General features: G+C 72.7%; 23 protein-coding genes. 12 read left to right on the top strand and 11 right to left on the bottom strand.

Going from position 1 to position 22,212, the window contains the following annotated elements; translation table 11 throughout:
• Positions 1 to 3 precede the first annotated feature (3 nt).
• Positions 4 to 648, bottom strand: a complete 645-nt coding sequence (locus tag SGA01_RS03065; RefSeq protein WP_141293029.1) for a TetR/AcrR family transcriptional regulator — start codon at positions 646 to 648, stop codon at positions 4 to 6.
• 350 nt (positions 649 to 998) lie between these two features.
• Between SGA01_RS03065 and SGA01_RS03070 the strand changes: the two genes are divergently transcribed.
• Both SGA01_RS03070 and SGA01_RS03075 read left to right on the top strand, forming a co-directional pair.
• Positions 999 to 2,495: an FUSC family protein gene (locus SGA01_RS03070; RefSeq protein ID WP_141293480.1), complete on the top strand. Its 1,497-nt coding sequence runs from the start codon at positions 999 to 1,001 to the stop codon at positions 2,493 to 2,495.
• A 267-nt stretch (positions 2,496 to 2,762) separates the two neighbouring features.
• Complete coding sequence (locus SGA01_RS03075; protein WP_141293031.1) at positions 2,763 to 3,818, top strand: lactonase family protein; 1,056 nt, start codon at positions 2,763 to 2,765, stop codon at positions 3,816 to 3,818.
• A 169-nt stretch (positions 3,819 to 3,987) separates the two neighbouring features.
• On the opposite strand, the gene SGA01_RS03080 is transcribed toward SGA01_RS03075, so the two are convergent.
• Both SGA01_RS03080 and SGA01_RS03085 read right to left on the bottom strand, forming a co-directional pair.
• On the bottom strand, positions 3,988 to 4,911 hold the full coding sequence (locus tag SGA01_RS03080; protein ID WP_141293032.1) for a sirohydrochlorin chelatase: 924 nt from the start codon (positions 4,909 to 4,911) through the stop codon (positions 3,988 to 3,990).
• Positions 4,912 to 5,057: 146 nt separating this feature from the next.
• Positions 5,058 to 6,080: an N-acetylglucosamine kinase gene (locus SGA01_RS03085; protein WP_141293034.1), complete on the bottom strand. Its 1,023-nt coding sequence runs from the start codon at positions 6,078 to 6,080 to the stop codon at positions 5,058 to 5,060.
• 121 nt (positions 6,081 to 6,201) lie between these two features.
• Between SGA01_RS03085 and SGA01_RS03090 the strand changes: the two genes are divergently transcribed.
• Positions 6,202 to 6,879, top strand: a complete 678-nt coding sequence (locus SGA01_RS03090; RefSeq protein ID WP_141293036.1) for a uracil-DNA glycosylase — start codon at positions 6,202 to 6,204, stop codon at positions 6,877 to 6,879.
• Positions 6,880 to 6,943: 64 nt separating this feature from the next.
• Here the strand turns inward: SGA01_RS03090 and SGA01_RS03095 are convergent, their stop codons facing one another.
• Both SGA01_RS03095 and SGA01_RS03100 read right to left on the bottom strand, forming a co-directional pair.
• The gene (locus SGA01_RS03095; protein ID WP_141293038.1) at positions 6,944 to 8,026 is read right to left on the bottom strand and encodes a WD40/YVTN/BNR-like repeat-containing protein; all 1,083 of its coding nucleotides are present in this window, start codon (positions 8,024 to 8,026) and stop codon (positions 6,944 to 6,946) included.
• A 120-nt stretch (positions 8,027 to 8,146) separates the two neighbouring features.
• Complete coding sequence (locus tag SGA01_RS03100; protein ID WP_141293040.1) at positions 8,147 to 9,229, bottom strand: NADH:flavin oxidoreductase/NADH oxidase; 1,083 nt, start codon at positions 9,227 to 9,229, stop codon at positions 8,147 to 8,149.
• Between the two features lie 122 nt (positions 9,230 to 9,351).
• Here SGA01_RS03100 and SGA01_RS03105 point away from each other — a divergent pair, with 122 nt between their 5' ends.
• Positions 9,352 to 9,711 (top strand): ArsR/SmtB family transcription factor, encoded by a 360-nt coding sequence (locus SGA01_RS03105; protein WP_141293042.1) that lies wholly within the window; start codon positions 9,352 to 9,354, stop codon positions 9,709 to 9,711.
• A gap of 37 nt (positions 9,712 to 9,748) precedes the next feature.
• Here SGA01_RS03105 and SGA01_RS03110 read toward each other — a convergent pair whose 3' ends face one another.
• The gene (locus tag SGA01_RS03110; RefSeq protein WP_141293044.1) at positions 9,749 to 10,399 is read right to left on the bottom strand and encodes a DUF305 domain-containing protein; all 651 of its coding nucleotides are present in this window, start codon (positions 10,397 to 10,399) and stop codon (positions 9,749 to 9,751) included.
• Positions 10,400 to 10,671: 272 nt separating this feature from the next.
• On the opposite strand from SGA01_RS03110, the gene SGA01_RS03115 reads away from it, so the two are divergent.
• The gene (locus SGA01_RS03115; RefSeq protein ID WP_167534004.1) at positions 10,672 to 12,102 is read left to right on the top strand and encodes an LVIVD repeat-containing protein; all 1,431 of its coding nucleotides are present in this window, start codon (positions 10,672 to 10,674) and stop codon (positions 12,100 to 12,102) included.
• Here SGA01_RS03115 and SGA01_RS03120 read toward each other — a convergent pair.
• The 4 genes from SGA01_RS03120 to SGA01_RS03135 form a co-directional block, all read right to left on the bottom strand.
• On the bottom strand, positions 12,081 to 12,731 hold the full coding sequence (locus SGA01_RS03120) for a TetR/AcrR family transcriptional regulator (RefSeq protein WP_141293048.1): 651 nt from the start codon (positions 12,729 to 12,731) through the stop codon (positions 12,081 to 12,083). The genes SGA01_RS03115 and SGA01_RS03120 overlap by 22 nt on opposite strands.
• Positions 12,732 to 12,860: 129 nt before the next feature.
• Positions 12,861 to 13,493 (bottom strand): phosphatase PAP2 family protein, encoded by a 633-nt coding sequence (locus SGA01_RS03125; RefSeq protein ID WP_141293050.1) that lies wholly within the window; start codon positions 13,491 to 13,493, stop codon positions 12,861 to 12,863.
• A 70-nt stretch (positions 13,494 to 13,563) separates the two neighbouring features.
• Positions 13,564 to 14,499, bottom strand: a complete 936-nt coding sequence (locus tag SGA01_RS03130) for a M56 family metallopeptidase (protein ID WP_055644858.1) — start codon at positions 14,497 to 14,499, stop codon at positions 13,564 to 13,566.
• A gap of 140 nt (positions 14,500 to 14,639) precedes the next feature.
• Complete coding sequence (locus SGA01_RS03135) at positions 14,640 to 15,236, bottom strand: DUF5134 domain-containing protein (protein ID WP_174867197.1); 597 nt, start codon at positions 15,234 to 15,236, stop codon at positions 14,640 to 14,642.
• A 159-nt stretch (positions 15,237 to 15,395) separates the two neighbouring features.
• Here SGA01_RS03135 and SGA01_RS03140 point away from each other — a divergent pair, with 159 nt between their 5' ends.
• The 5 genes from SGA01_RS03140 to SGA01_RS03160 all read left to right on the top strand — a co-directional run bounded on the left by SGA01_RS03140 (position 15,396) and on the right by SGA01_RS03160 (position 20,118).
• A complete protein-coding gene (locus SGA01_RS03140; RefSeq protein ID WP_141293052.1) occupies positions 15,396 to 15,947 on the top strand; it encodes a GNAT family N-acetyltransferase in 552 nt (183 codons plus the stop codon).
• A gap of 190 nt (positions 15,948 to 16,137) precedes the next feature.
• Positions 16,138 to 17,544 (top strand): DUF6421 family protein, encoded by a 1,407-nt coding sequence (locus SGA01_RS03145; RefSeq protein WP_141293053.1) that lies wholly within the window; start codon positions 16,138 to 16,140, stop codon positions 17,542 to 17,544.
• Between the two features lie 35 nt (positions 17,545 to 17,579).
• Positions 17,580 to 18,341, top strand: a complete 762-nt coding sequence (locus tag SGA01_RS03150; protein WP_141293482.1) for an SDR family NAD(P)-dependent oxidoreductase — start codon at positions 17,580 to 17,582, stop codon at positions 18,339 to 18,341.
• A complete protein-coding gene (locus SGA01_RS03155) occupies positions 18,338 to 19,420 on the top strand; it encodes a threonine aldolase family protein (RefSeq protein ID WP_055644862.1) in 1,083 nt (360 codons plus the stop codon). Before SGA01_RS03150 ends, SGA01_RS03155 begins: the two co-directional genes overlap by 4 nt.
• 98 nt (positions 19,421 to 19,518) lie before the next feature.
• Positions 19,519 to 20,118: a transglutaminase-like domain-containing protein gene (locus SGA01_RS03160; RefSeq protein ID WP_141293055.1), complete on the top strand. Its 600-nt coding sequence runs from the start codon at positions 19,519 to 19,521 to the stop codon at positions 20,116 to 20,118.
• 55 nt (positions 20,119 to 20,173) lie between these two features.
• Here SGA01_RS03160 and SGA01_RS03165 read toward each other — a convergent pair whose 3' ends face one another.
• Positions 20,174 to 20,896: a lysophospholipid acyltransferase family protein gene (locus SGA01_RS03165; protein ID WP_141293057.1), complete on the bottom strand. Its 723-nt coding sequence runs from the start codon at positions 20,894 to 20,896 to the stop codon at positions 20,174 to 20,176.
• Between the two features lie 229 nt (positions 20,897 to 21,125).
• On the opposite strand from SGA01_RS03165, the gene SGA01_RS03170 reads away from it, so the two are divergent.
• Both SGA01_RS03170 and SGA01_RS03175 read left to right on the top strand, forming a co-directional pair.
• On the top strand, positions 21,126 to 21,452 hold the full coding sequence (locus tag SGA01_RS03170; RefSeq protein ID WP_141293059.1) for a TlpA family protein disulfide reductase: 327 nt from the start codon (positions 21,126 to 21,128) through the stop codon (positions 21,450 to 21,452).
• Between the two features lie 221 nt (positions 21,453 to 21,673).
• Positions 21,674 to 22,198 carry a flavin reductase family protein gene (locus SGA01_RS03175; RefSeq protein ID WP_141293061.1) on the top strand — a complete coding sequence of 175 codons (525 nt, stop codon included), beginning with the start codon at positions 21,674 to 21,676 and terminating at the stop codon, positions 22,196 to 22,198.
• The last annotated feature ends 14 nt before the right edge of the window (positions 22,199 to 22,212 follow it).

Here is a 22,212-nt window from a genome sequence, read left to right on the forward strand (position 1 = left end):
GAGTCAAGGGCTGCGCGGCGCGACCTCCAGGAGCGCCCGCACCGTACGGGCGATCGCCGCCCCGGCCGCCGCCTCGTCGAGCCCTCGGCGGGAGCGCAGATGGTCCCAGGCCGCCCAGGACGAGGCGGCCTCCAGCGCGTCGAGCGGCCCGCCGGGCTCCTCGGCCTCCGGCATCCGGCCCAGCTCCGGCGCGAACACCGCGGCCAGGTCCGCCCGGAACCAGGCGTCACCCTCCGCCATCACGCCGCGCAGGCCCGGCGAGTCCGGTTCCAGACCGAGCCCGATCCTGCGGATCGGCGTCATCACCTCGTACATCCGGCCACGCTGTGTCACGAGCGCCGCCACCTTGCGTGCCGTCTCCCACGCGGGCGGCACCGGTTCCGCGTGGGCGCGCCACCGCTCGGCCTGCCGCCGGGCAGCCGCCACGTACAGCGCCTCGCGGTCGGCGAAGTGCACGAACACCGTCCGCTCGGACACCCCCGCCCGCTCCGCGATGGCCTTCCTGGTGGGCTCCCGGCCGCTCTCCGAGGCCAACCCGAGCAGCGCGTCGAGCAGCGCCGCGTACGTCCACTCCGGGTCCCGCCGACGCCGCCCCCGCGCGCCGGTCTCCGCACGTCCGGGGCCCTTTCCCGCCTCTGTGTCGCTCACCGGCTCATCGTGGCAGAAGCCCGGATGACCGGAGGCTCGGAAGGCCTCCGAGCCTCCCGAGCGCGACGGTGTGGACCATTGGCTCCGTCCGGTCAGTCGCCCCACTGCACGGCTGGGCCAATGGCCCACCCTTTCCTCCGCCGGTTGAGCCGCTGTACCCCTCTCGGTCTATCCTTGTAGGCATCACATACCTTCGGCGCCGCGCAGCGCCGTCCGGCGACGAGGCCGGACCGGCCCGCGGTGCTTTCGTCGTGTCCGAGCCCCCACCACCCCCGGGGAGCCTCGCGCGGCGAGGATCAGGAACAAGGGGGGCGGGATTGGCCGCCGTGCAGAAGCTGCAGAAGTACTTCATGGCCCCGGATCCGGGGCGCGTCCGACTCAGGGTCTCGCTCCGTGCCGTCCTCGGCATCACGCTCGCGGTCGCCCTGGCCGAACTCCTCGGCTTCTCGCTCACCGCCTCCATCACCGCCGGCCTCGCCGCCCTGCTCGCGCTGTTCACCGTCGGTGACCCCACCGTGCGCCGTCAGGCCGTCACGACCGCCCTGCTGCCGGCGGCCGGCTTCCCCGTCCTCGCGCTCGCGACCCTCCTCCACGGCGCACCCCTGCTCAGGGACGCGGCCTGGCTGCTCGTCGTCTTCGCCGGGGTCTACGCCCGCCGCTGGGGACCGCGCGGCCACGCGCTGGGCATCTTCGCCTTCATGCAGTTCTTCGTGACCCAGTTCCTGCACGCCCTCCCCGCCCAGCTCCCCGAGCTGTACGCGGCGGTGGCCCTCGCCCTGCTCGCCGCCGGAGCCGTCCGCTTCGGCTTCTGGTGCATCGAGCGGCGCGTCCCGCCGCCCGCCGCGCCCGCCCCGCTGCCGGGGACCGGCCTGGCCCGCGCCACCACCCGGCAGGCCTTCCAGGCCACCGCGGCCTGCGCCGTCGCCCTCGCCGCGGGCCAGTTCATCTCCCACGAGCGCTGGTACTGGGCCGTCGGCACGGCCTGGTGGATCTTCGTCAACACGGCCTCGCGCGGCGAGACGCTCGTCCGCGGCTTCCGACGCGTCCTCGGCACGGTCACGGGCATCGCCGCCGGCCTCCTCATCGCCGTCCCCCTCGCGGGCGCCCCCGCCCCCACCGCCCTGCTGGTCGCCGTCTGCGTCTTCGGGATCTTCTACACGGCCCCGCTCTCGTACAGCTGGATGATGTTCTTCGTGACCGTCATGGCCGGGCTCCTCTACGGGCTGCTCGGCGTCCTGCACCCCGGTCTCCTCGTCCTGCGCTTCCAGGAGACCGCCGTCGGCGCCGTCGGTGCGGCGATTGGTGTGGCCCTGCTGCCGGTGACGACGCACGCCGCCACCAACGCCTGGATCGAACGGGCCGTGACCTGTGTGCACACCTGCACCACGGCCGCCGCCCGGCGGCTCGCGGGCGATCCGGTCGCCGATCCCGCGCCGCACGCCGCCGAGCTGGAGATCCTGCTCGGCCGCGTCCGGCTCTCCCTCGCGCCGCTCGTCCACCCGCTGAGCCCGCTGCGCGCCCGCAAGGCCCGGGCCCGCCGGGTGCTCGCGCTCCTGGACGACTGCGCCCGCGAGATCAGGGGCCTCGCCGTCGTCGCGGCCGACCCCGACGCCTCCCACGACGCCCGGCTCGCGGCCGCGGCCTGGCGGGTCGAGGCCGCCGTCCACGCCCTCGTACCCCCGGCACGTCCCGTGCGGGCGTCCGTCGGAGAGGCCGCCGCGACACCGCGCCACCACCCCGGCGCCGAGGCGGCCCTCGGGCACCTGCACGGCCTGGAGCAGGCCCTCGTCGACCTGGCGGCCCCGCTGCGCACCTCACCGAGCGCCCCGCTGGTCCCGGCGGCCTGATCCGGCGCGATCCGGCCCGATCCGGCGTGACCCGATCCGATTCGACCCGTCCGGCCTGACCCGATCGGGTCGGGCTCGTCCGGCGTGACCCCGTCGAATCCGGCCCATCCGGCCCATCCGGCGGCCTGATCCGATCGGTATCCGGCCGGATCGGAACCGACGCCGCCCGTCCGGGCCGCACGGAACGAGGCTGGTCTAGACCGCCTGCTACCGTCGGCCGGACGACGGCCGGTCGTCCGTGACCGGTCCCGCGACAGGGGAGGCGCCATGGGCGACACACGGGCGGTACAGGGCCGGAGCGCGCCGCGCGCGTACATCGGGTCGTTCACCTCGGCGGGCGGTCGCGGCGTCCTCGCCGCCGACGTCGACGCGGCGACGGGCGCCCTGACCGTCACCGGGGCCAGCGACGCCGTCGCCGACCCCTCTTTCCTCGCCCTCGCCGGCCCCGTGCTCCACGCGGTCTCCGAGACCGAGTCGGGCGCCGTCGCCGCCTTCGACGTCACCGGCCCGGCGCCCCGGCCGCTCGGCGACCCCGTCCCGGTCGAGGGCGCGGGCCCCACCCACCTCGCCCTCGCCGCCGGCCACCTCGTCACGGCCAACTACACCTCCGGCAGCGTCACCGTCCTGCCGCTGGCCGCGGACGGCACTCCCCGCCCCGCCACGGCCGTCCTGCGGCACGAGGGCCGCGGCAGCGTCCCCGGCCGCCAGAGCGGCCCCCACGCCCACCAGGTGCTCCCCGACCCCTCCGGCCGTTGGGTCGTCAGCGTGGACCTCGGCACCGACTCCGTGCGGGTCTGCGCCCTCGATCCCGCGACCGGCGCGCTCACCCTCCACCGTGAGACCACGCTGCGCCCCGGCACCGGCCCGCGTCACCTCGCCTTCCACCCGGCGGGCACCCACGCCTACGTCCTGAACGAGCTGGAGCCCACGCTCACCGTCTGCCGCTGGGACGCGGCGGCGGGCATCCTCGAACCGCTCGGCGAGACCCCCGTCGTCCCCGAGGGCACCACGGGTCCCAGCTACCCCTCCGAGGTCGTCGCGTCCCCCGACGGCCGCTTCCTGTGGGCCGCCGTCCGTGGCGACGACACCCTCGCCGTCCTCGCCCTCGGCCCGGACGGCGCGAAGGCCGACCTGGTCGCCACCGTGCCCTGCGGAGGCGCCTGGCCCCGCGACCTGACGCTCGACCCCTCCGGGCGGCGGCTGTACGCGGCCAACGAGCGCTCCGGCGACGTCACCTGGTTCGACGTCGACCCGGAGACCGGCGTACCGGTCCGGGCGGGCGCGATCGAGGTCCCGGCGGCCTCCTGCGTCGTCTTCGGCTGAGCCGCACGCGAGCCCGCAGCTGAGCCGCACGCGAGCCCGCAATCGAGCCGCACGCGAGCCCGCGACCGAGCCGCACGCGAGGCGGCGCCGCACGCGAGGCGGCGCCGCGCACGAGAAAGGGCCCGTACCGGATGTTCCCGGTGCGGGCCCTTTGCTCTCGTGTCGCGCCTCAGAGCGACGGAGCGCCCTGCGGCTGCTGCGGCGGGATGCCCAGCGCCGAGGTGTACTGCGAGAGCACCAGCTTGCCGATCGCCGGGTAGGCCCCCAGCGGCTCGGCGGCGGCGCACCCGGCCTCCTTCGAGGCCTCGTCGAGCAGACCCTCGGCCAGCTCCGGGCCGATCAGGTACGGCGCGAGCGCCAGCTGGGCCGAGCCCGCGGCGCGCAGCTGCTCGGCGATGGAGGTGATCGAACCCTCCTGGTCGAGCGCGGCGGCCATCACCGGCACCGCGAGGCGCGCGGCGAGCAGCATGCCGGTGATCCCGGCGGCCTGCACGGCCTCCTCGCCACCGACCGTGGCCAGGATGATGCCGTCGGCGGCCGTCGCGACCGTGAACAGCCGGGCGCGGTCGGCGCGGGCGAGGCCCGCCTCGGACAGGCGCACGTGCAGCGCCTCGGCGAGCAGCGGGTGCGGGCCGAGGACCTCGGTCAGCTCGGCGGTGTTGCCGCTGTCCATGACTGCCTGGCGCACCTGGCGCATCACGGCGCTGTCCGGGCCCGCGAGCAGCGGGACCACGACGGCGGCGGGACCGGTCGGGGCGGCGACCTCACGGCCGGCGGCCACGGCCAGCTGGTACCGCTGGGCGCGGAGCGCGTCGGCGCCGGTCAGCACGGTCGCGAGCGCGGGGTACTCGATGTCGTCGCCGTCCAGGAAACCGATCACGGCCTCCAGGCCGGGCAGCTCCGAGCGGGCGATGCTCACGACCTCTTCGGCCAGCGAGCGTATGGCGGCCGAAGGCACACCGGGAATGGCGAGAACCAGTGCGGGAGCGCCCTCGGGCGCCGCCGCGGGTTCGGGGCGACGGTGCCGCCCGGACTGGCGGGGTCGAGGCATTCGTACAGGCAGGCCGGAAGCAGGCCCAGTGGGGGAGCTCATGGCGCCGCATGCTACTGGTTTCGTCGGCCACGCTCTTCGGTGAGGTGCGATCGCGCGCCGTCTGTCCCCCTATGTCCGGTCTCCGTGTCCACTCCCGGCCCGGTTTTCCCTTCCGCACCACCCCCGACCTGGGCGGATGCCGCCGCCTACGCCGCTCCGCCGTCGAACAGGGCCAGCAGCGACGGATCATCCGGCAGGCGCAGTGTGCCGGTGGCGAGCGCGGAGGCCAGGCCGACCGCCCCGGCCAGCGGATCGCCCGCGGGCGCGACCGTCCGGGCGTGCGGGATCCGCTCCGCGAGAGCCGCCCGCAGGGGTACGAGGAGGGGGTCGCCCATCCTGAAGAGACCGCCCGTCAGGGCGACGAGGGCCCCCGGGCCGGCCGGGCACACGGCCTCGGCGGCGTCCGCGATGTGCGCCGCGGCGCGAGCGAGGACGTCCGCCGCGACCGGGTCGCCGGCGGCGGCGCAGGCCCCCACCTCCGGGGCGAACGAGGCGAGGACGGCGGGCCGGTCGGTTCGGGGGTAGAGCGCGCCCGGCAGGCCCGCCGCCGGCCCGAACAGCTTCTCGGCCCGGGCGAGGAGCCCCGCCGAACCGCCGCGCCGCCCGTCGTGGGCGCGCATCGCCGCCTCCAGGCCGGCCCGGCCGATCCAGGCGCCGCTGCCGCAGTCGCCGAGGAGGTGTCCCCAGCCGTCGGCCCGGCGCCAGGAGGCCAGATCCGTACCGAGCGCGATCATCCCCGTCCCGCCCGCGACGACCGCGCCCGGACGCTGGCCGAGCGCCCCGGCGTACGCGGTGACGGCGTCGGCCGCGAGCACGAGCCGTCGCACGCCCCACGCCTCGGCGAAGGCGCCCGGCAGCTCGGCGCGCAGCTCGTCCCCGAGCGTCGCCATCCCGGCGGCGCCCACGGCCACCGCGAGGACCGGCCGGCCGGTCGCCGCCTCCGCCGCCCCCGTCGCGGCGCGTTCGCGCAGGGCGCGGACGGCCGGGAGGACCTGCTCCAGGAAGTGGGCCGCCGAGATGCCGCCAGGTCCGGTCCGGACGGGTTCCCGCGAGGTGAGGGTGTCGAGAACCGTGCCGCCCGCCGCCTCGGCCAGGGCGACCCGCAGCCCGGAACCGCCGGAGTCCACACCGACGACAAGCCCCTCGGCGGGTTCGTTCACGGAATCCACGGTGCACCATCCTGACGTGAAGGGGACAAGAGGCGGGCGGGTCACGGGAGTCCAGGTCCCGGCGATCGGACCGGACCGGGGCGGACCCGGGTGTCACTGTAGGCCGGTAGAGTGACGGACCGTGACAGCGCGACCCTTGAACGAACTGGTGGAGCCCGGCTGGGCGGAGGCTCTGAGCCCCGTCGCGGGACGTGTGGCGGAGATGGGCGACTTCCTGCGCGCGGAGATCGCCGCGGGCCGGACGTACCTGCCGTCCGGTCCGAACGTCCTGCGGGCCTTCCAGCAGCCCTTCGACGACGTGCGGGTCCTGATCGTCGGTCAGGACCCCTACCCGACGCCGGGGATGGCGATCGGACTCAGCTTCGCGGTCGCTCCGGAGATCCGCTCGCTGCCGGGCAGCCTGGAGAACATCTACCGCGAGCTGAACACCGACCTGGGTCTGCCCAGGCCGTCGAACGGCGACCTGACCCCCTGGACCCGCCAGGGCGTCCTGCTGCTCAACAGGGCCCTGACCACGGCCCCGCGCAAGCCGGCCGCCCACCGCGGCAAGGGCTGGGAAGAGGTGACCGAGCAGGCCATCCGCGCCCTGGCCGCCCGGGGCAAGCCGCTGGTGTCCATCCTGTGGGGCCGGGACGCCCGGAACGCCCGGCCGCTCCTCGGGAACCTCCCCGCGATCGAGTCGGCGCACCCGTCCCCGATGTCGGCGGACCGGGGCTTCTTCGGCTCCCGCCCCTTCAGCCGCGCCAACGAACTCCTCCTGGAACAGGGCGCCCAGCCCGTGGACTGGCGCCTGCCCTGATCCGTGCGCGGCGGCCGGGCGACGGGTCACGGCTCCGGCCGGGTCGCCGCCGCGGCCGGAGCCGTCAGATCACCGCGGCCCGCACGCACAGGACGTCCGGAAGGTGCTCCGCCAGGAGCTGCCAGCTCTCCCCGTCGTCGGCGCTCGCGTACAACTCGCCGTTGCGGTTGCCGAAGTAGACGCCCGCCGGGTCCGCGTCGTCCGTACAGAGCGCGTCCCGCAGCACCGTGCCGTAGTGGTCGCCCTCGGGCAGTCCCCGGGTCAGCGGTTCCCAGGTGGCTCCGGCGTCGTTCGTCCGGTAGACGCGGCAGCGGCGGCCCGCCGGGACGCGGTCGGAGTCGGCCGTGATGGGGAAGACGTAGGCGGTGTCCGGGCGGTGCGGGTGGGCGGCGATGGCGAAACCGAAGTCGGAGGGGAGTCCGGCGCCGATGTCGGACCAGGTGCCACCCGCGTCGTCGCTGCGGAAGACGCCCCAGTGGTTCTGGAGGTACAGCCGGTCCTTGTCGGCCGCGTCCTGGGCGATCTTGTGGACGCACTGCCCGAAGTCGGGGTTCGGGTCGGGCAGGAAGACCGCGGACACCCCTTGGTTGGACGGCGCCCACGCGGCCCCGCCGTCCCGGGAGCGGAACACCCCGGCGGTCGACACCGCCACGGTGAGCGCGTCCGGATCGCGGGGGTCGGTGACGACCGTGTGGACGGCCTCGCCGCCTCCGCCGGGCACCCACCGGTCGCGGGTGGGATGCTCCCAGAGCGGGCGGACGAGCTCGAAGGACTCCCCGCCGTCCGCCGAGCGGAACAGCGCCGCCGGCTCCGTCCCCGCGTACACGACGTCGGGGGAGTGCCCGGGCGCCGGGTGCAGCTGCCAGACGCGCTCCAGCGAGGCCCCCGTGTCCTCGGGGAACTTCACCGCGGGCCGCGCGGGCTCGGTCCAGTTCTTGCCGAGGTCGTCGGAGTGGAAGACGGACGGCCCCCAGTGGGAGCTGTCCCCGCCCACGAGGAGCCGCGGGGCCGGCCGCCGGGTGTCGATCGCGACCGAGTAGACGGCCTGCGCGGGGAAGGCCGGATCGTCGAACTCCCATCGGCCGTCGTGCCGGTGGCCGATGAAGAGCCCCTTGCGGGTGCCCACGGTGAGGAGTACGTCAGGCATGGTGCGGTACCTCCAGGACGCCGTTGTCGCGGATACGGGCCAGTCTGCACCCGGCCACTGACAACGGCCCCCGGACACACCTGAGGCGCCCCGGGACACCGCCCCGGGCCCCGTACCCCCTCAGATCGCCCAGGCGTACTGCGCCGGGGCGTGGGTCTCCGCGCCGAGTTCGCGGGCCGCGCGGCGGGGCCAGGAGGCGTCGCGGAGCAGCTCGCGGCCGAGGAGGACCGCGTCGGCCTCGCCGTTGGCGAGGATCTTCTCGGCCTGCTCGCTCTCGGTGATCAGGCCGACGGCGGCCACCGGCAGCCCGGTCTCCGCCTTGACCCGGGCGGCGAAGGGCACCTGGTAGCCCGGACCCACGGGGATCCGCGCCGGTCCGCCGTTGCCGCCGCTGGAGACGTCGAGGAGGTCGACGCCGTGCTCGCGCAGCAGCGCGGCGAACCGTACGGTCTCGTCGGCCGTCCAGCCCTGCTCCTCCAGCCAGTCGGTGGCGGAGATCCGGAAGAAGACGGGCAGCTCCTCGGGCCACACGGCCCGCACCGCGTCGACGACCTCCAGGGCGAGCCGGGTCCGGTTCTCGAAGGAGCCGCCGTACTCGTCGGTGCGGTGGTTGCTGTGCGGGGAGAGGAACTCGCCGATGAGGTAGCCGTGGGCGCCGTGCACCTCGACGACCTCGAAGCCGGCGTCCAGCGCGCGGCGGGCCGCGTCGGCGAACTGCCCGGTGATCTCGTGGATCCGCTCGACGGTCAGCTCGGTCGGCACCGGGTAGCCCTCGTCGAAGGCGACCGGGCTGGGGCCGACGGGCTGCCAGCCGGGCCCGCCCGGCGCGACGGGACCGCGGCCCTGCCAGGGGCGGTTGGTCGAGGCCTTGCGCCCGGCGTGGCCGATCTGGATGCCGGGCACGGTGCCGTGGTCCTTGAGGAAGCCCGCGATCCGGCGCAGCCCCTCCGTCTGGGTGTCGTTCCACAGGCCGAGGTCCGCCGGGCTGATCCGGCCTTCGGGGGCGACGGCGGTCGCCTCGACGAGGATGAGTCCGGCGCCGCCGGTGGCCCGGGAGGCGTAGTGGGCGAAGTGCCAGTCTCCGGCCACACCCGCGTTCGGTCCGGTCATCTCGGCCGAGTACTGGCACATCGGCGCCATCCAGACCCGGTTGGGCACGGTCAGCGAACGCAGGGTGTAGGGCTGGAAGAGGGCGACGCTCATGACGGACTCCGTTTCGGGGGCCTCGAAGGATGCTCGTACGATACTCATCGTAGTACGGCATCTGTCAAACTACGAGAGTTCTCGTACAATGAGGCTCACCCGGATGAAGTGGAGCCGCCGCCATGTCGACCGCAGCCAGCCCTCGCGCACTCGAGCACCCCACGAGGGACCAGATCGGCCTCGAAGGGGTGCTGCACGCGCTCTCGGACGCCGTGCGGCTGCGCATCGTGCGGGACCTGGCGCGCGAGGATGACGCCCTCAGCTGCTCGTACTTCGACCTCCCCGTCACCAAGTCCACGACGACGCACCACTTCCGCGTCCTGCGCGAGAGCGGCGTCATCCGGCAGATGTACCAGGGCACGGCGAAGCTCAACGCCCTGCGCAAGGACGACCTGGACGCCCTCTTCCCCGGCCTCCTGGACACCGTCCTGACGGCGGCCGAAGCGCAGGCCGGCCGCCGGGACGGCGCCGAAGGGGTCTGAGCCGAAGGGGCCCGGGTCTAACGGAGTCCGGGTCGCCCTACAGCGACTGCATGCGGTTGATCTCCGAGGTCTGCTGGGCGATCACGTCGTTGGCCATCTCCTCCACCAGGACGTTGTTGCCGTCGCTCAGCACCTCGGCCGCCATCGTCACGGCCCCCTGGTGGTGCGTGATCATGAGCTTCAGGAACAGCTCGTCGAAGGCCTTGCCCTTCGCGCCCCTCAACTCCTTGAGCTGAGCCTCGGTCGCCATGCCCGGCATCGAGTGATGGTCGTGGCCGCCCTGCTCACGCGGCCCGCCGTTGTTCTTCAGCCAGCCTTCCATCGCGGCGATCTCCGGCTGCTGCGCGGCCGAGATCCGCTCGGCCACCTTCTTCACCGCCGGGGATCCCGCCCGCTGCGGGGCGAGTTCCGTCATGGTCAGCGCCTGGCGGTGGTGGACGATCATCATCTGCGTGTACGTGAAGTCGGCGCTGTTCGGGCGCTCGTCGGGGAGGAGCCGGGCGGCCTCCTCCGGCGATATCCGTTTGGCCGGCTCGCCGGGCTTCCCCGGGGCCACCACCGAGCCTCCGGCCGAGGCCTCGGCCTTCGGCGCGGCCGCGTCGGATCCCGAATCGCAGGCGCCCAGGGCGAGTACGGCGACGGCGGACAGGGCCACGGCGACGACGGCACGCTGACGGCGGATCAACAACGCGACCTCCAGATGTTCTTGCGGGGACAGTGACCGTTCCTAGCACTTTTCTCAGGGGGATCGATCAAAAACCTTCATTACGTCTGTGTTGCCATCTGTTGAGATGCGCACGCCAAGGACCATACTGCCGGGGTCCAACATCCGTTCAAGGCTGAACGGATACCAGCGAGGACGGAGTGACTTCGTTGCGAATATCGCGTACCCCGCGTAGCCCGCGTGCACGGATCAGACGCCTGGGTGTGGCGTCGGCAGCCGCCGGCCTGCTGGCCACGATGCTGGCGGCCGGACCCTCGGTCGCCACCCCCGACCCCGGAGACGCCCTCACTCAGGGCACGGTCTCCGCGGAGCAGGCCGCCGAAGCGCGTTCCGCCATCCAGAGCGGTGACATCCCCGGTGTGGACGAGATCGTCCACAGCAAGAACATCGAGCACCTCGCCAACATCCCGAAGGACGCCCTCAAGGGCACCAACTCGGACCTCGCCTTCCAGGGCAAGTACGCCTTCGCAGGCAACTACGACGGCTTCCGGATCTTCGACATCAGCAACCCGAAGGCCCCGAAGACCGTCGCCCAGGTCCTCTGCCCCGGTTCCCAGAACGACATCTCCGTCTCCGGGAACCTCGTCTTCCTCTCCACCGACTCCTCCCGAAGCGACAACTCCTGCGCCAGCACGACGCAGCCCGCCTCGGTGAAGGAATCCTGGGAGGGCGTGAAGATCTTCGACATCAGCGACATCACGAACCCGAGGTACGTCGCCGCCGTCGAGACCGCCTGCGGTTCGCACACCAACACGATCCTGCCCAAGGGCAAGAACGTGTACGTGTACGTCTCCTCCTACTCGCCCAACGCCGCCTTCCCGGACTGCCAGCCTCCGCACGACGGCATCTCGGTCATCAAGGTGCCGCGCAAGGCGCCCGAGAAGGCCGCGCTCGTCGGCTTCCCCGTCCTCTTCCCGGGCGAGGGCCCGGACGGCGGCGGCAACCCGGGCGGTCCCACCAACCCGGGCGTCTCCAAGACCACCGGCTGCCACGACATCACCGTGCTGCCGGAGAAGGACCTCGCCGCCGGCGCCTGCATGGGTGACGGCATCCTCTTCGACATCAAGGACCCCGAGCACCCGCGGGTGATCGACCAGGTCCAGGACAACGTCAACTTCGCCTTCTGGCACTCGGCCACCTTCAACCAGAAGGCCAACAAGGTCGTCTTCACCGACGAGCTCGGCGGTGGCGGCGGCGCCACCTGCAACGCCGTGGTCGGCCCGAACCGGGGCGCCGACGGCATCTACGACATCGTCGGCAAGGGCGACAAGCGCAAGCTCGTCTTCCGCAGCTACTTCAAGATCCCGCGCCACCAGGCCGACACCGAGAACTGCGTCGCCCACAACGGCTCGCTCATCCCGGTCAAGGGCAAGGACCTCATGGTCCAGGCCTGGTACCAGGGCGGCGTCTCCGTCTGGGACTTCACGGACTCCGCCAACCCGAAGGAGATCGGCTTCTTCGAGCGCGGCCCGCTGTCCGCCACCACCATCGCCACCGGCGGCTCGTGGTCCGCGTACTACTACAACGGCTACATCTACTCGAACGACATCGCCAAGGGCTTCGACGTCCTGAAGATCTCCGACCGTCGTACCGACCCCGCGAAGCGGATCCGGATGGACGAGCTCAACGTCCAGACGCAGCCGGACTACTTCGACTTCGACGACTGACCGAGCCGCACCACGGGCGCGCTGTCGGGCGGACCTCCGTCCGGCGGCGCGCCCTGCTCCCAGCCGAGCCCGTACCGCTGGAAGAGCTCCCACCGCAGCCGCGCCATCGGCATCGGGGCGCCCGGCAGCAGGACCGCCACCACCGCGCCCATCAGCAGCGCGCGCAGCAGCGGATAGTCCGTGTCCACGTCCTCGGAGCCGTACCGGGTGACCGTGTCCCGCAGCAGGAACGCGAGGCGCTGCTGCTCCTGGCACTGCACGAACCCCTCGGCCTGAAGGATTCCCGCCATGTGGGTCCGCATCAGCGTGGGGCGTGCCACCGCGAGGCCCAGGATCGCGTCGATCGCCCGCGCCAGCCGCTCCCGGCCGTCCTCCGTGCGCGGCTCGCGCTCCAGCGCCTCCTCCAGCGTCAGGTGCATCAGCCGGTGCACCGCCGCCTGCAGCAGCTGCCGCTTCCCCGGGAAGTAGTACGAGATGAGTCCGCGCGCCGTACCGGCACGCTCCGCGATGTCGCCGAGCGTGGTCGCCTCGTAGCCGTGCGTCGACACCAGGTCCACGGTGGCCTGCAGAATCCGCTCACGTGAGCGTCGTCTGAGCTCTTCATTGACCGATGGGCTGCGCGGGGACATGCTTGGCTCCTGCGTTGACTGGCTGCCGGCCAATATACTCAGCGCATCCCGTCGGCGGGCCCCTGTGGCAGGCCGGTGGGAAGGCCGTCTGTTCTGGGCGACACGGGGGATCGTCCAGAACAGGCGGCTTCATCGCTTCACTGCCATTCTCCTCCGGCGGTACGTGAGGACGGCGGCGACCACGCAGCACCAGCCGAGCAGCCAGCCGCCGACCACGTCCGACGCCCAGTGCACGCCCAGGTAGATCCGGGTCCAGCCGACCCCGAGCACCGAAACGACCGCGGCGCTCGCGAGGACGCTCCAGCCGCGCCACTCCGCCCGCCAGTGCAGCGCGAGCACCCACAGCAGCAGCCCGCAGGTCACCGTCGCGGTCATCGCGTGCCCGGAGGGGAAGGCCGCGAACCGCGCGGAGTCGACCGGGTCGGGCCACGCGGGCCGGTCCCGCCCCACCAGCGACTTCAATCCCTGCTGCAGACCCACCGCGACGAGGCTCGTGCCGGCCACCCACAGGGCGAGGAGCCGTTCCCGCCGCCACCACAGCAGCACCACGGCCACGGCGGCCAGGGCGCGCATCGTCCAGGGATCCCACACCCAGTCGCTGAGGAGGCGGTTGAGGCCCGTGACGCCCGGCCGGGCGACGGCGTCGCGGTGCAACTCCTCGGCGACCGACCGGTCGAAGGAGATCAAGGGGGACCAGCCGACGGCGACGAGCGCGAGCAGCAGGACGAACAGGACTCCGGAGACCACGGCGGAGGAGCGCATGCGCCGATCCTGCCCGACGCTCCGCCCCGGGAGACTGTCCGCCCCGCCTTTCGCGGACGATCCGCCTCCGCTACCCCAGTGCCGTGAGCGCCGGGACGAAGGCCACGAGGACCGGGACCACGGGCACCAGGGCCGCGCAGGCGGTCAGGCGCAGCCGGCGCCCCGCCGTGAGCCGCGGAGCGGCCGTGAGGAGCCGGTGCACCCGCTGGGGCAGATCCGCGTCCGGTGCGGGGCCGGGACCGAACACGCCCCGGTCCTCGTTCAGTTCGACGAGGGCGAGTGCGATCGTCAGCCGCCCGAAGCGGCGCGAGGCGACGTCGTCGGCGGCCAGCTCCACCAGCCGGTGCATCTCCTCACGGAAGGCCGCGAAGACCGGGATGCCCGGGAAGCCGCCCGCGAGCGCGGCCGAGCAGTGCAGCAGCCAGTCGTGGCGGGCCCGGGCGTGACCCTGCTCGTGCGCCAGTACCGCGTCCAGCTGCCGGCCCTTCAGGCGGCGCAGCGCGGCCGTGGTGATGACCAGTTGGGGCGCGCCCCCGGCCATCCACCAGGCGTCCGCCCGCTCGCCCTCCAGGACGACGAGCCGCTCGCTGCCGGGCTGTTCACCGGGCAGCAGGGGGGAGCGGACGAGGAGATCGCGGTGGCGCTGCCTGCGCCGGGCGCGCGCCTGGCCGATCTCCCGGCCGAGCATCGCTCCGGTCCAGAGCCCACCGCAGGCCAGGGCGACCGCGAGGACGCCCGACCACGGTCCGGTCGTGCCGAGTTCGTACGCGTCGACCACCGCGCGCGGCGCGGGCGCGAAGAGCTGGCCCCGTACCGCCTGCCAGGCCGCCGACGCGCTCAGGGTCATCGACAGCGCGAAGCTCAGCAGCACCGCCGCCACCACGCACTGCCACACCCAGAGCGCGACCACGGGTTCTCGCTCCGCCCAGTCGGCCCGCGCCAGCAGCCGGGGGGCCGCGAGGGCGGTCAGGAAGCCGAGCAGGAGCAGCGCGAGGGAGACCCACATGAGCGTCACCCTATGAGCGCGGTACTGGTCGGGGGTATGGCCCCGGACGCCAAGTGACGTACGCCACGGTTTCGTTGTGCGAACAGCGTGGATCGCCCGATCTCACAGAGCCGCAGGTCGCGCGGAGACACACGGCGCGGTCACAGCGTCACCAGCATCGCCACCGTCGCCAGGGCCATCGAGAGCCGGCATACGAGGGTGAGCTCCGGTCGGTGCGCCCAGGCCGGTCCGGGGCCGCCCGTCACCGGCACCGGCACCGGCCCCGTCTTCGGCAGCGCTGACGGCGCCGGTGCGAGCCGAGCCCCCGCGCGGAGCACGTACACCGTGTAGTAGAGGAGCAGCCCGCCCGTCAGCACGGGTATGCCGCCCGCCGTCCCCGTCGCGTGCCCCGAGTGCGCCCCCTGTGCGACGGGGGCGGCCATCGCCACCGCCATGTAGAGCATGGCGAGCGAGCCGACGAGGTGGTGCAGATGGTGCCCGCCGCGCCGGGCCGCGCCGGCCAGCCCGGACAGCGCTGCTCCGCCGAACACCGCCGCGTACACCGCCCAGCTCCACCCCGGCTGCGCCACCACCGTCGCGGGCAGCGCCATGACGGCCATGCCCAGGCCCATCAGCGCCTCGCCGCCCGCGGCCCGCCGCTCCTCCCCGGCGCACGCGCGCATCCGCAGCAGGCAGTACACGCCAGTCGCGGCGCAGAGCACGACCAGTAACCACCCCGACAGGGTCGCTCCGTGCACGGCACACCTCCCCCTCTCCCAGGGGAATGCCCGCCGCCCGGGGGCCGCACGCGGGCGCACGGGCGCGCACGGATGTACGAGGGGGAGTGCGAGATGCGCGCGTTAGGCTCGGGATGATCGCGCACGCCGATCGTCAGCGCCCGAGGGGAGCCCGTACGCATGGACACCGCCACGTCCCAGGAGACCGGCCGGATCGAGTACCGCGAGGCGGTCCTGGACGACGTCCCCGTCCTCGTCCCGCTCGTCGAGTCGGCCTACCGGGGCGACGCCAGCCGCGGCGGCTGGACCACGGAGGCGGACATCCTCCAGGGGCAGCGCACCGACCCCGAGGGCGTGGCCGCCGTCATCACCGCCCCGGGCAGCCGTCTCCTGGTCGTCGAGCGCGACGGGGAGGTCGTCGCCTGCTGCCAGCTGGAGCACCGCGGCGAGGCCGCCTACTTCGGGATGTTCGCGGTCCGTCCCGAGCTCCAGGGCGCGGGCCTCGGCAAGCGGATCATCGCGGAGGCCGAGCGGCGGGTGCGCGAGCTCTGGGAGGTCCGCGAGATGCACATGACGGTGATCTCCGTGCGCGAGGAGCTCATCGCCTGGTACGAGCGGCGCGGCTACCGGCGTACGGGGCGGATGACCCCCTTCCCGTACGGGGACGAGCGCTTCGGCGTGCCCCAGCGTGACGACCTGCGGTTCGAGCTGCTGGTCAAGCCGCTGAGCTGACGCAGCGTAGTCGGCGGGCGGGTGCCGGAGGCGGTCCGTACGGCGGAAGGGTGGCTTCCCGCCCGGCAGACAGGAAAAACTTCGGTCCCCATGGGGGTCGCACAGGATAATTTCTCTTCCTCCCCTTGTGTTGAGGAACCGTGGATGGTTACGGTGTCTTAACGCGAGGTTCTCCTGTGGAGGAAGAGGCATGACGGAAATTCTTGTGCAGGACGTGACCGGTGGGGCCATATCCGCCGATGCCCGGGTGATCGACCACCCGGCTTGGGCCGAGCTCAAGAATGCCGTGGAAGCGATCCGCCCCTGGCAGAACGCCGACGGCTCCATCGACTTCGAGGCCGAGGGCGCCCCCGCCCGCGCGCTCGTCGAGCTGACCGTGGACCGCCTGGTCGCCACCGTCGAGCAGCTCTCCCCGCTCGTCCCGCACGACGGCGCCTACCACCGCGCCCTCGTCACGGACCTGCGCAAGTGGGTCGAGAGCGGCTTCACCGTGCCGGACTTCCTGGACTCCCTGATGGAGTTCCACCCGGCCGCCGGCCGTGCCGACGGGCTCCAGCACCTCGTGCTCTTCCCGATGTACACGCAGAACGGCAACCTGGACCGCAACTTCGAGGCCGTCGTGCTGCGCATGGTCTGGCCGGAGTGGCTCTCCGAGCTGGAGCGCACCCGCTACGACAACCCGGGCTTCTGCGGCATCACCTTCGAGGACTTCACCGCCGGGTACGACACCAACTCGGCCGTCCTCTTCCCGGAGACCGTCGCCGTCCGCGAGGTCCCCGAGCGCTTCACCTGGGGCGGCATCTTCTGCGACCGCGAGGCCGCGCGCTTCCGCAAGGTCACCGAGGCCGCGGTCGACACCCTCGGCGTGAAGCTGCCCGAGGACATCGCCGTCATGCTCGGCGACCAGGAGCGCTGCCAGCAGGCCTTCGCCCTCTGGGACCTGGTCCACGACCGCGCCCACAGCCGCGGCGACCTGCCCTTCGACCCCTTCATGATCAAGCAGCGCCAGCCGTTCTGGATGTACGGCCTTGAGGAGCTCCGCTGCGACCTCACCGCCTTCAAGGAGGCCGTGAAGCTGGAGGCCGAGGGCAACAGCCACGGCCGCGACGTGCAGTACGCGGTCCTGTTCGACCGGATGTTCCGCTTCCCGCTCACCGGCGACCGCAACCGCAACTACGACGGTCTGGGCGGCCAGCTCCTCTTCGCGTTCCTCCACAAGAACGACGTGGTGCGCTGGACGGACAACGTCCTCACGATCGACTGGGACCGCGCCCCCGAGGTCACCAACCGTCTCTGCTCCGAGATCGAGACCCTCTACCGCGACGGCATCGACCGTCCGAAGCTGGTCCACTGGTTCAAGGCGTACGAGTTCGTCACCACCTACCTCTCCCCGCACCCGGGATCGAAGTGGGCCAAGGGTCCGGACGCCCTGGACCTGTCGCTGCCGCCGCGCAAGCTGGTCGACGACGTGCTTCCGGACGAGTTTCCGCTCAGCATGTTCTTTGAGGCCCTCGCCAAGAAGCTGAAGGGCGTGATCGCCGACACCAAGGGGATCACCGCCGCCGACGTCCCGAGCACCGAGCGGGTCGCCGCGTGAGCGACCTCATCGAGGACACGCAGGAGGCGACGCCCATGAACGCCAACGGAAACGGTGGACCGCTCGACGGTGCCGTCATCGCGGTGGCCGGCGCGGCCGGCCCCGCGGGCCGCGCGACACTGCTGCGTCTCGCCGAGGCGGGCGCGACCGTCGTCGGCTCCGACGCCGACCCGGCGCGCCTCGCGGAGGCCGTCGACGCCGCCCGCTACGCCCACGGCGGCGCCCGGGTCATCGGCGACACGGTCGACCTGCTCGACCTGGACGCCACCCGCGACTGGGCCGCGAAGACCGAGAAGGAGTTCGGCCGGATCGACGGCCTGGTCCACCTCGTCGGCGGCTGGCGCGGCAGCTCCTCCTTCACGGAGACCGAGCTCAAGGACTGGGACTTCCTGGAGAAGCTCCTCATCCGTACCGTCCAGCACACCTCGCTCGCCTTCCACGACGGGCTGCTGCGCGCCGGCGGACGCGGCCGGTACGCCCTGATCAGCCAGGTCGGCGCGCACAAGCCGCTCGCCAACAACGCCGCGTACAACGCCGGCAAGGCGGCCGCGGAGGCCTGGACCCTCGCCATGGCGGACTCGTTCCGCAAGCTGGGGGGCGACGACGGCCCGCAGGCGGCTGCTGCGATCCTGGTGATCAAGGCACTGGTGCACGACGCCATGCGCGCCGAGCGCCCCACCGCGAAGTTCGCGGGCTTCACCGACGTCAAGGACCTGGCCGACGAGATCGCCGGCCTGTGGGAAAAGCCCGCCCAGGAAGTGAATGGACAGCGTCTGTGGCTGACCCCCAAGCCGTGACAGCGGGCCCCGGCCCCAGGACCGACGCACGTCGTCGCCACGACCCGTCGGTCCGGGGCTTCGCCAGCGACAACTACGCCGGCGCCCACCCCGAGATCCTCGCGGCTCTCGCCCTCGCCAACGAAGGCCATCAGGTCGCCTACGGCGAGGACCAGTACACCGAGCACCTCCAGCGCGTCATCCACAGCCACTTCGGAGCCGGCGCGGAGGCCTTCCCGGTCTTCAACGGCACCGGGGCCAACGTGACCGCGCTGCAGGCGCTCACGGACCGCTGGGGCGCCGTCATCTGCGCCGAGTCCGCGCACATCAACGTGGACGAGGGCGGAGCGCCCGAGCGGATGGGCGGCCTCAAGCTGCTCACCGTGCCGACCCCGGACGGCAAGCTCACCCCCGAGCTGATCGACCGGCAGGCCTGGGGCTGGGAGGACGAGCACCGGGCGATGCCGCAGGTCGTCTCGATCACCCAGAACACCGAGCTTGGCACGGTCTACACGGTCGAGGAGATCCGCGCGATCGTCGAGCACGCCCATGCCAAGGGCATGAAGGTGCACCTCGACGGGGCCCGCATCGCCAACGCCGCCGCCTCGCTGGACGTGCCGATGCGCGCGTTCACCAACGCGGTGGGCGTGGACGTGATATCGTACGGCGGGACGAAGAACGGCATGATCTTCGGCGAGGCCGTGATCGTCCTCAACCCGGACGCGGTCAGCCACATGAAGCACCTGCGCAAGCTGTCCATGCAGCTCGCCTCCAAGATGCGCTTCGTGTCGGTGCAGCTGGAGGCGCTCCTCGCCAAGGACCTGTGGCTGCGCAACGCCCAGCACGCCAACGCGATGGCCCAGCGCCTCGCGGCGGGCGTGCGCGCGGTCGACGGGGTGGAGATCCTCTACCCGGTGCAGGCCAACGCGGTCTTCGCGCGGCTTCCGCACGAGGTGACCAGGCGCCTGCAGGAACGGTTCCGCTTCTACTTCTGGGACGAGGCCGCCGGCGACGTGCGCTGGATGTGCGCCTTCGACACCACGGAGGACGACGTGGACGCCTTCCTCCAGGCTCTCAAGGAAGAGATGGCGCGGCAGTAGTCGCCCCGCGAGTGGTCAGCCCCGCGTGACTGCATGAATATACGGCCGGACGGAAAGTCATTGACTTCCGTCCGGCCGTTTCCTTACGCTCTCACCGCATGGAACTCGTGCAGCAGCACTCTGATGTCTCGGCCTACCTGGCAGTCGGCGAGGCGGTCGATCATGACCACCCCTTGGTCGGGGAGGTCGCGACCCGGCTCGCAGACGTGCATCCCGACGCATACTCATACGCCGAAGCGGCCTTCGCGTACGTCCGCGACACCATCCCGCACTCCCAGGACTCGGGCGACCTCCGCGTCACCTGGCGCGCCTCAGACGTCCTGGAGCAGGGCACCGGTATCTGCTACGCCAAGTCCGTCGCGTACGCCGCGCTCCTGCGGGCCCGCTCCATCCCGGCCGCCCTCTGCTACCAGCGGCTCGCGGAGGACGACGGCACGAACCCCGTGATCCACGGCCTCGTCGCCGTCCTGCTGCCCGGCGAGCGGGAGTGGGCCCGGCAGGACGTGCGGGGGAACAAGCCGGGCGTCGACGCCCGGTTCTCGCTGGGGGAGGAGCGCCTCGCCTGGACCGTACGGCCGGAGCTCGGCGAGGTGGACTACCCGCAGCTGTACGCCGAACCGCACCCGGCCGTCCTGGGCGCGCTGAAGGCGGCCCCGGACCGGCTGTACCTCTGGCGGACGCTCCCTGCGGAGCTGTGACCCCGGCCGGGGCCTGTCCGGCGGGATCAGGGCCGGGTGGGCCCCAGGGGCCGGCTCAGCCCGCTTCCTTGACCTGCGCCGGCGTCGGAGCCGTGCCGCCGAGGTGCGCGGGCACCCACCACGTGTCGTTCGCGTCCTTCGGGCGGACCGGGTAGGCGCGCTGCGCGGCCTCCAGGAGCTCCTGGACGCGCTCGCGCAGCCGTCGGGTGATGGCGCCCGCGTACTGGTCGGCGGGGGCCTCCAGGGGCTCGCCGACGCGGATCGTCACCGGGATGTGGCTCCGCTTGAAGTTCCGGGGACGGCCCTTCGTCCACACCCGCTGGGTGCCCCAGAGCGCCATCGGGATCAGCGGGACGCCCGCCTCCTGCGCCAGGCGCGCGGCACCCGTCTTGAAGCTCTTGAGCGTGAAGGACTGGGAGATGGTCGCCTCGGGGAAGACGCCGATGATCTCGCCGGCCCGCAGGGACTCCAGCGCGTGCTTGTAGGCGTGCTCGCCCGCCGTGCGGTCGACGGGGATGTGCTTCATGCCGCGCATGAGCGGCCCCGAGACCTTGTGCTTGAAGACGGAGTCCTTCGCCATGAAGCGCACGAGCCGCTTCTGCGGCAGGGCCGCGAGCCCCGTGAAGATGAAGTCCAGATAGCTGATGTGGTTGCTCACGAGCACCGCGCCGCCCGTGCGGGGGATGTTCTCGGAACCCTGCGTGTCGATCTTCAGGTCGAGCGCCTTGAACAGCGTGAGCGCGGCACCGACGACCGGTCGATAGACGAGTTCTGCCATCGGAGAGGAACCTCTTCTTCGTGTGCCCGGAGCGGATTCTCCCGGCGAAGTTACGCGGCCGTAGGTTTTCGGCTTTGGGCAGATCGTGCCCCATGTGGGGCGCCGTGACCAGTCCAGACGCCTTCGTACAGAGAGATTCTCGTCACCCCCGGTGGCCGTGGCGGGAATCGAACGGTCCCGTGCGACGCTGCTGGTGGGGGAGAAGAGGCGCACGGGAAAGGGGAGAAGGATGTCGGAGGCTCTGGAGACGGAGGTCCTGCGGCCGGAGCGGCTCGGTGCCGAGCTGGGCGAGCGGGCCACCCTCGTGCAGTTCTCGACCGCCTTCTGCCAGCCCTGCCGTGCGACCCGCCGCACCCTCGCCGAGGTGGCCGCCATGGTGCCGGGCGTCGGGCACGTGGAGATCGACGCCGAGGAACGGCTCGATCTCGTACGGGAGCTGGGCATCGCCCGGACGCCCACCGTCCTCGTCCTCGACCGCACGGGCCGGGTCGTCCGCCGGGCGGCCGGGCAGCCCCGCAGGGCCGACGTCATCGCGGCGCTGGGGCGGGCGGTCTGACGCGGTGACACCCGAACGGTCTGACGCGGTGACACTTCTCCCACATCCCGGTACGCACTTGACTGTGCCCACCAACGATCGTCACTCTGACGGAGTGCCCCCAGAACTCCTTCTCTACGGCCGGGTCCACGTCGACCTGGCCCGCAACGCGAGCGCGCGCTGTCCGGGTGTCTGACCACCCCAGGACTCCCCTCATGACGCCCTCGCAGAAGGACAATTCCATGACGGTCACGCCCGACCTCCGCACTGCTCCCACGATCGGCGCACCCCGGCAGGCCTCTCCCGATCTGCTCCGCTCCGTCTTCCGCCGGCACGCCGCCGGTGTCGCGGTGATCACCGCGCACGGCGAGCGCCCGGTCGGCTTCACCGCCACCTCGCTCAACTCCGTCGCCGCCGAGCCCCCGCTGATCTCCTTCGGGGTGGGCACCTCATCCTCCAGCTGGCCCGTGGTGGCCGAGGCCGAGCACATCGGCGTACACATACTCGGCGAGCACCAGCAGGAGCTGGCGGCCACCTTCGCGCGCAGCGGCGCCGACCGCTTCGGCGGGGCGACCCGCTGGAGCCTGGGGCCGGAGGGAGTGCCCGTCCTGGACGGCGTCCTCGCCTGGCTGGTCTGCCGCGTGGTGGCCCGGGTGCCCGCGGGCGACCACCGGATCGTGATCGCTCAGGCCGTCGCCGGAGACCCGGACGGGGCGGGCCGGCCGCTGCTCTACCACCACGGGCGCTTCAACGCGCTGCGCGACTGAGAGTTCCCGTACGC

This window comes from Streptomyces gardneri, assembly GCF_006539185.1.
Classification (GTDB): domain Bacteria; phylum Actinomycetota; class Actinomycetes; order Streptomycetales; family Streptomycetaceae; genus Streptomyces; species Streptomyces gardneri.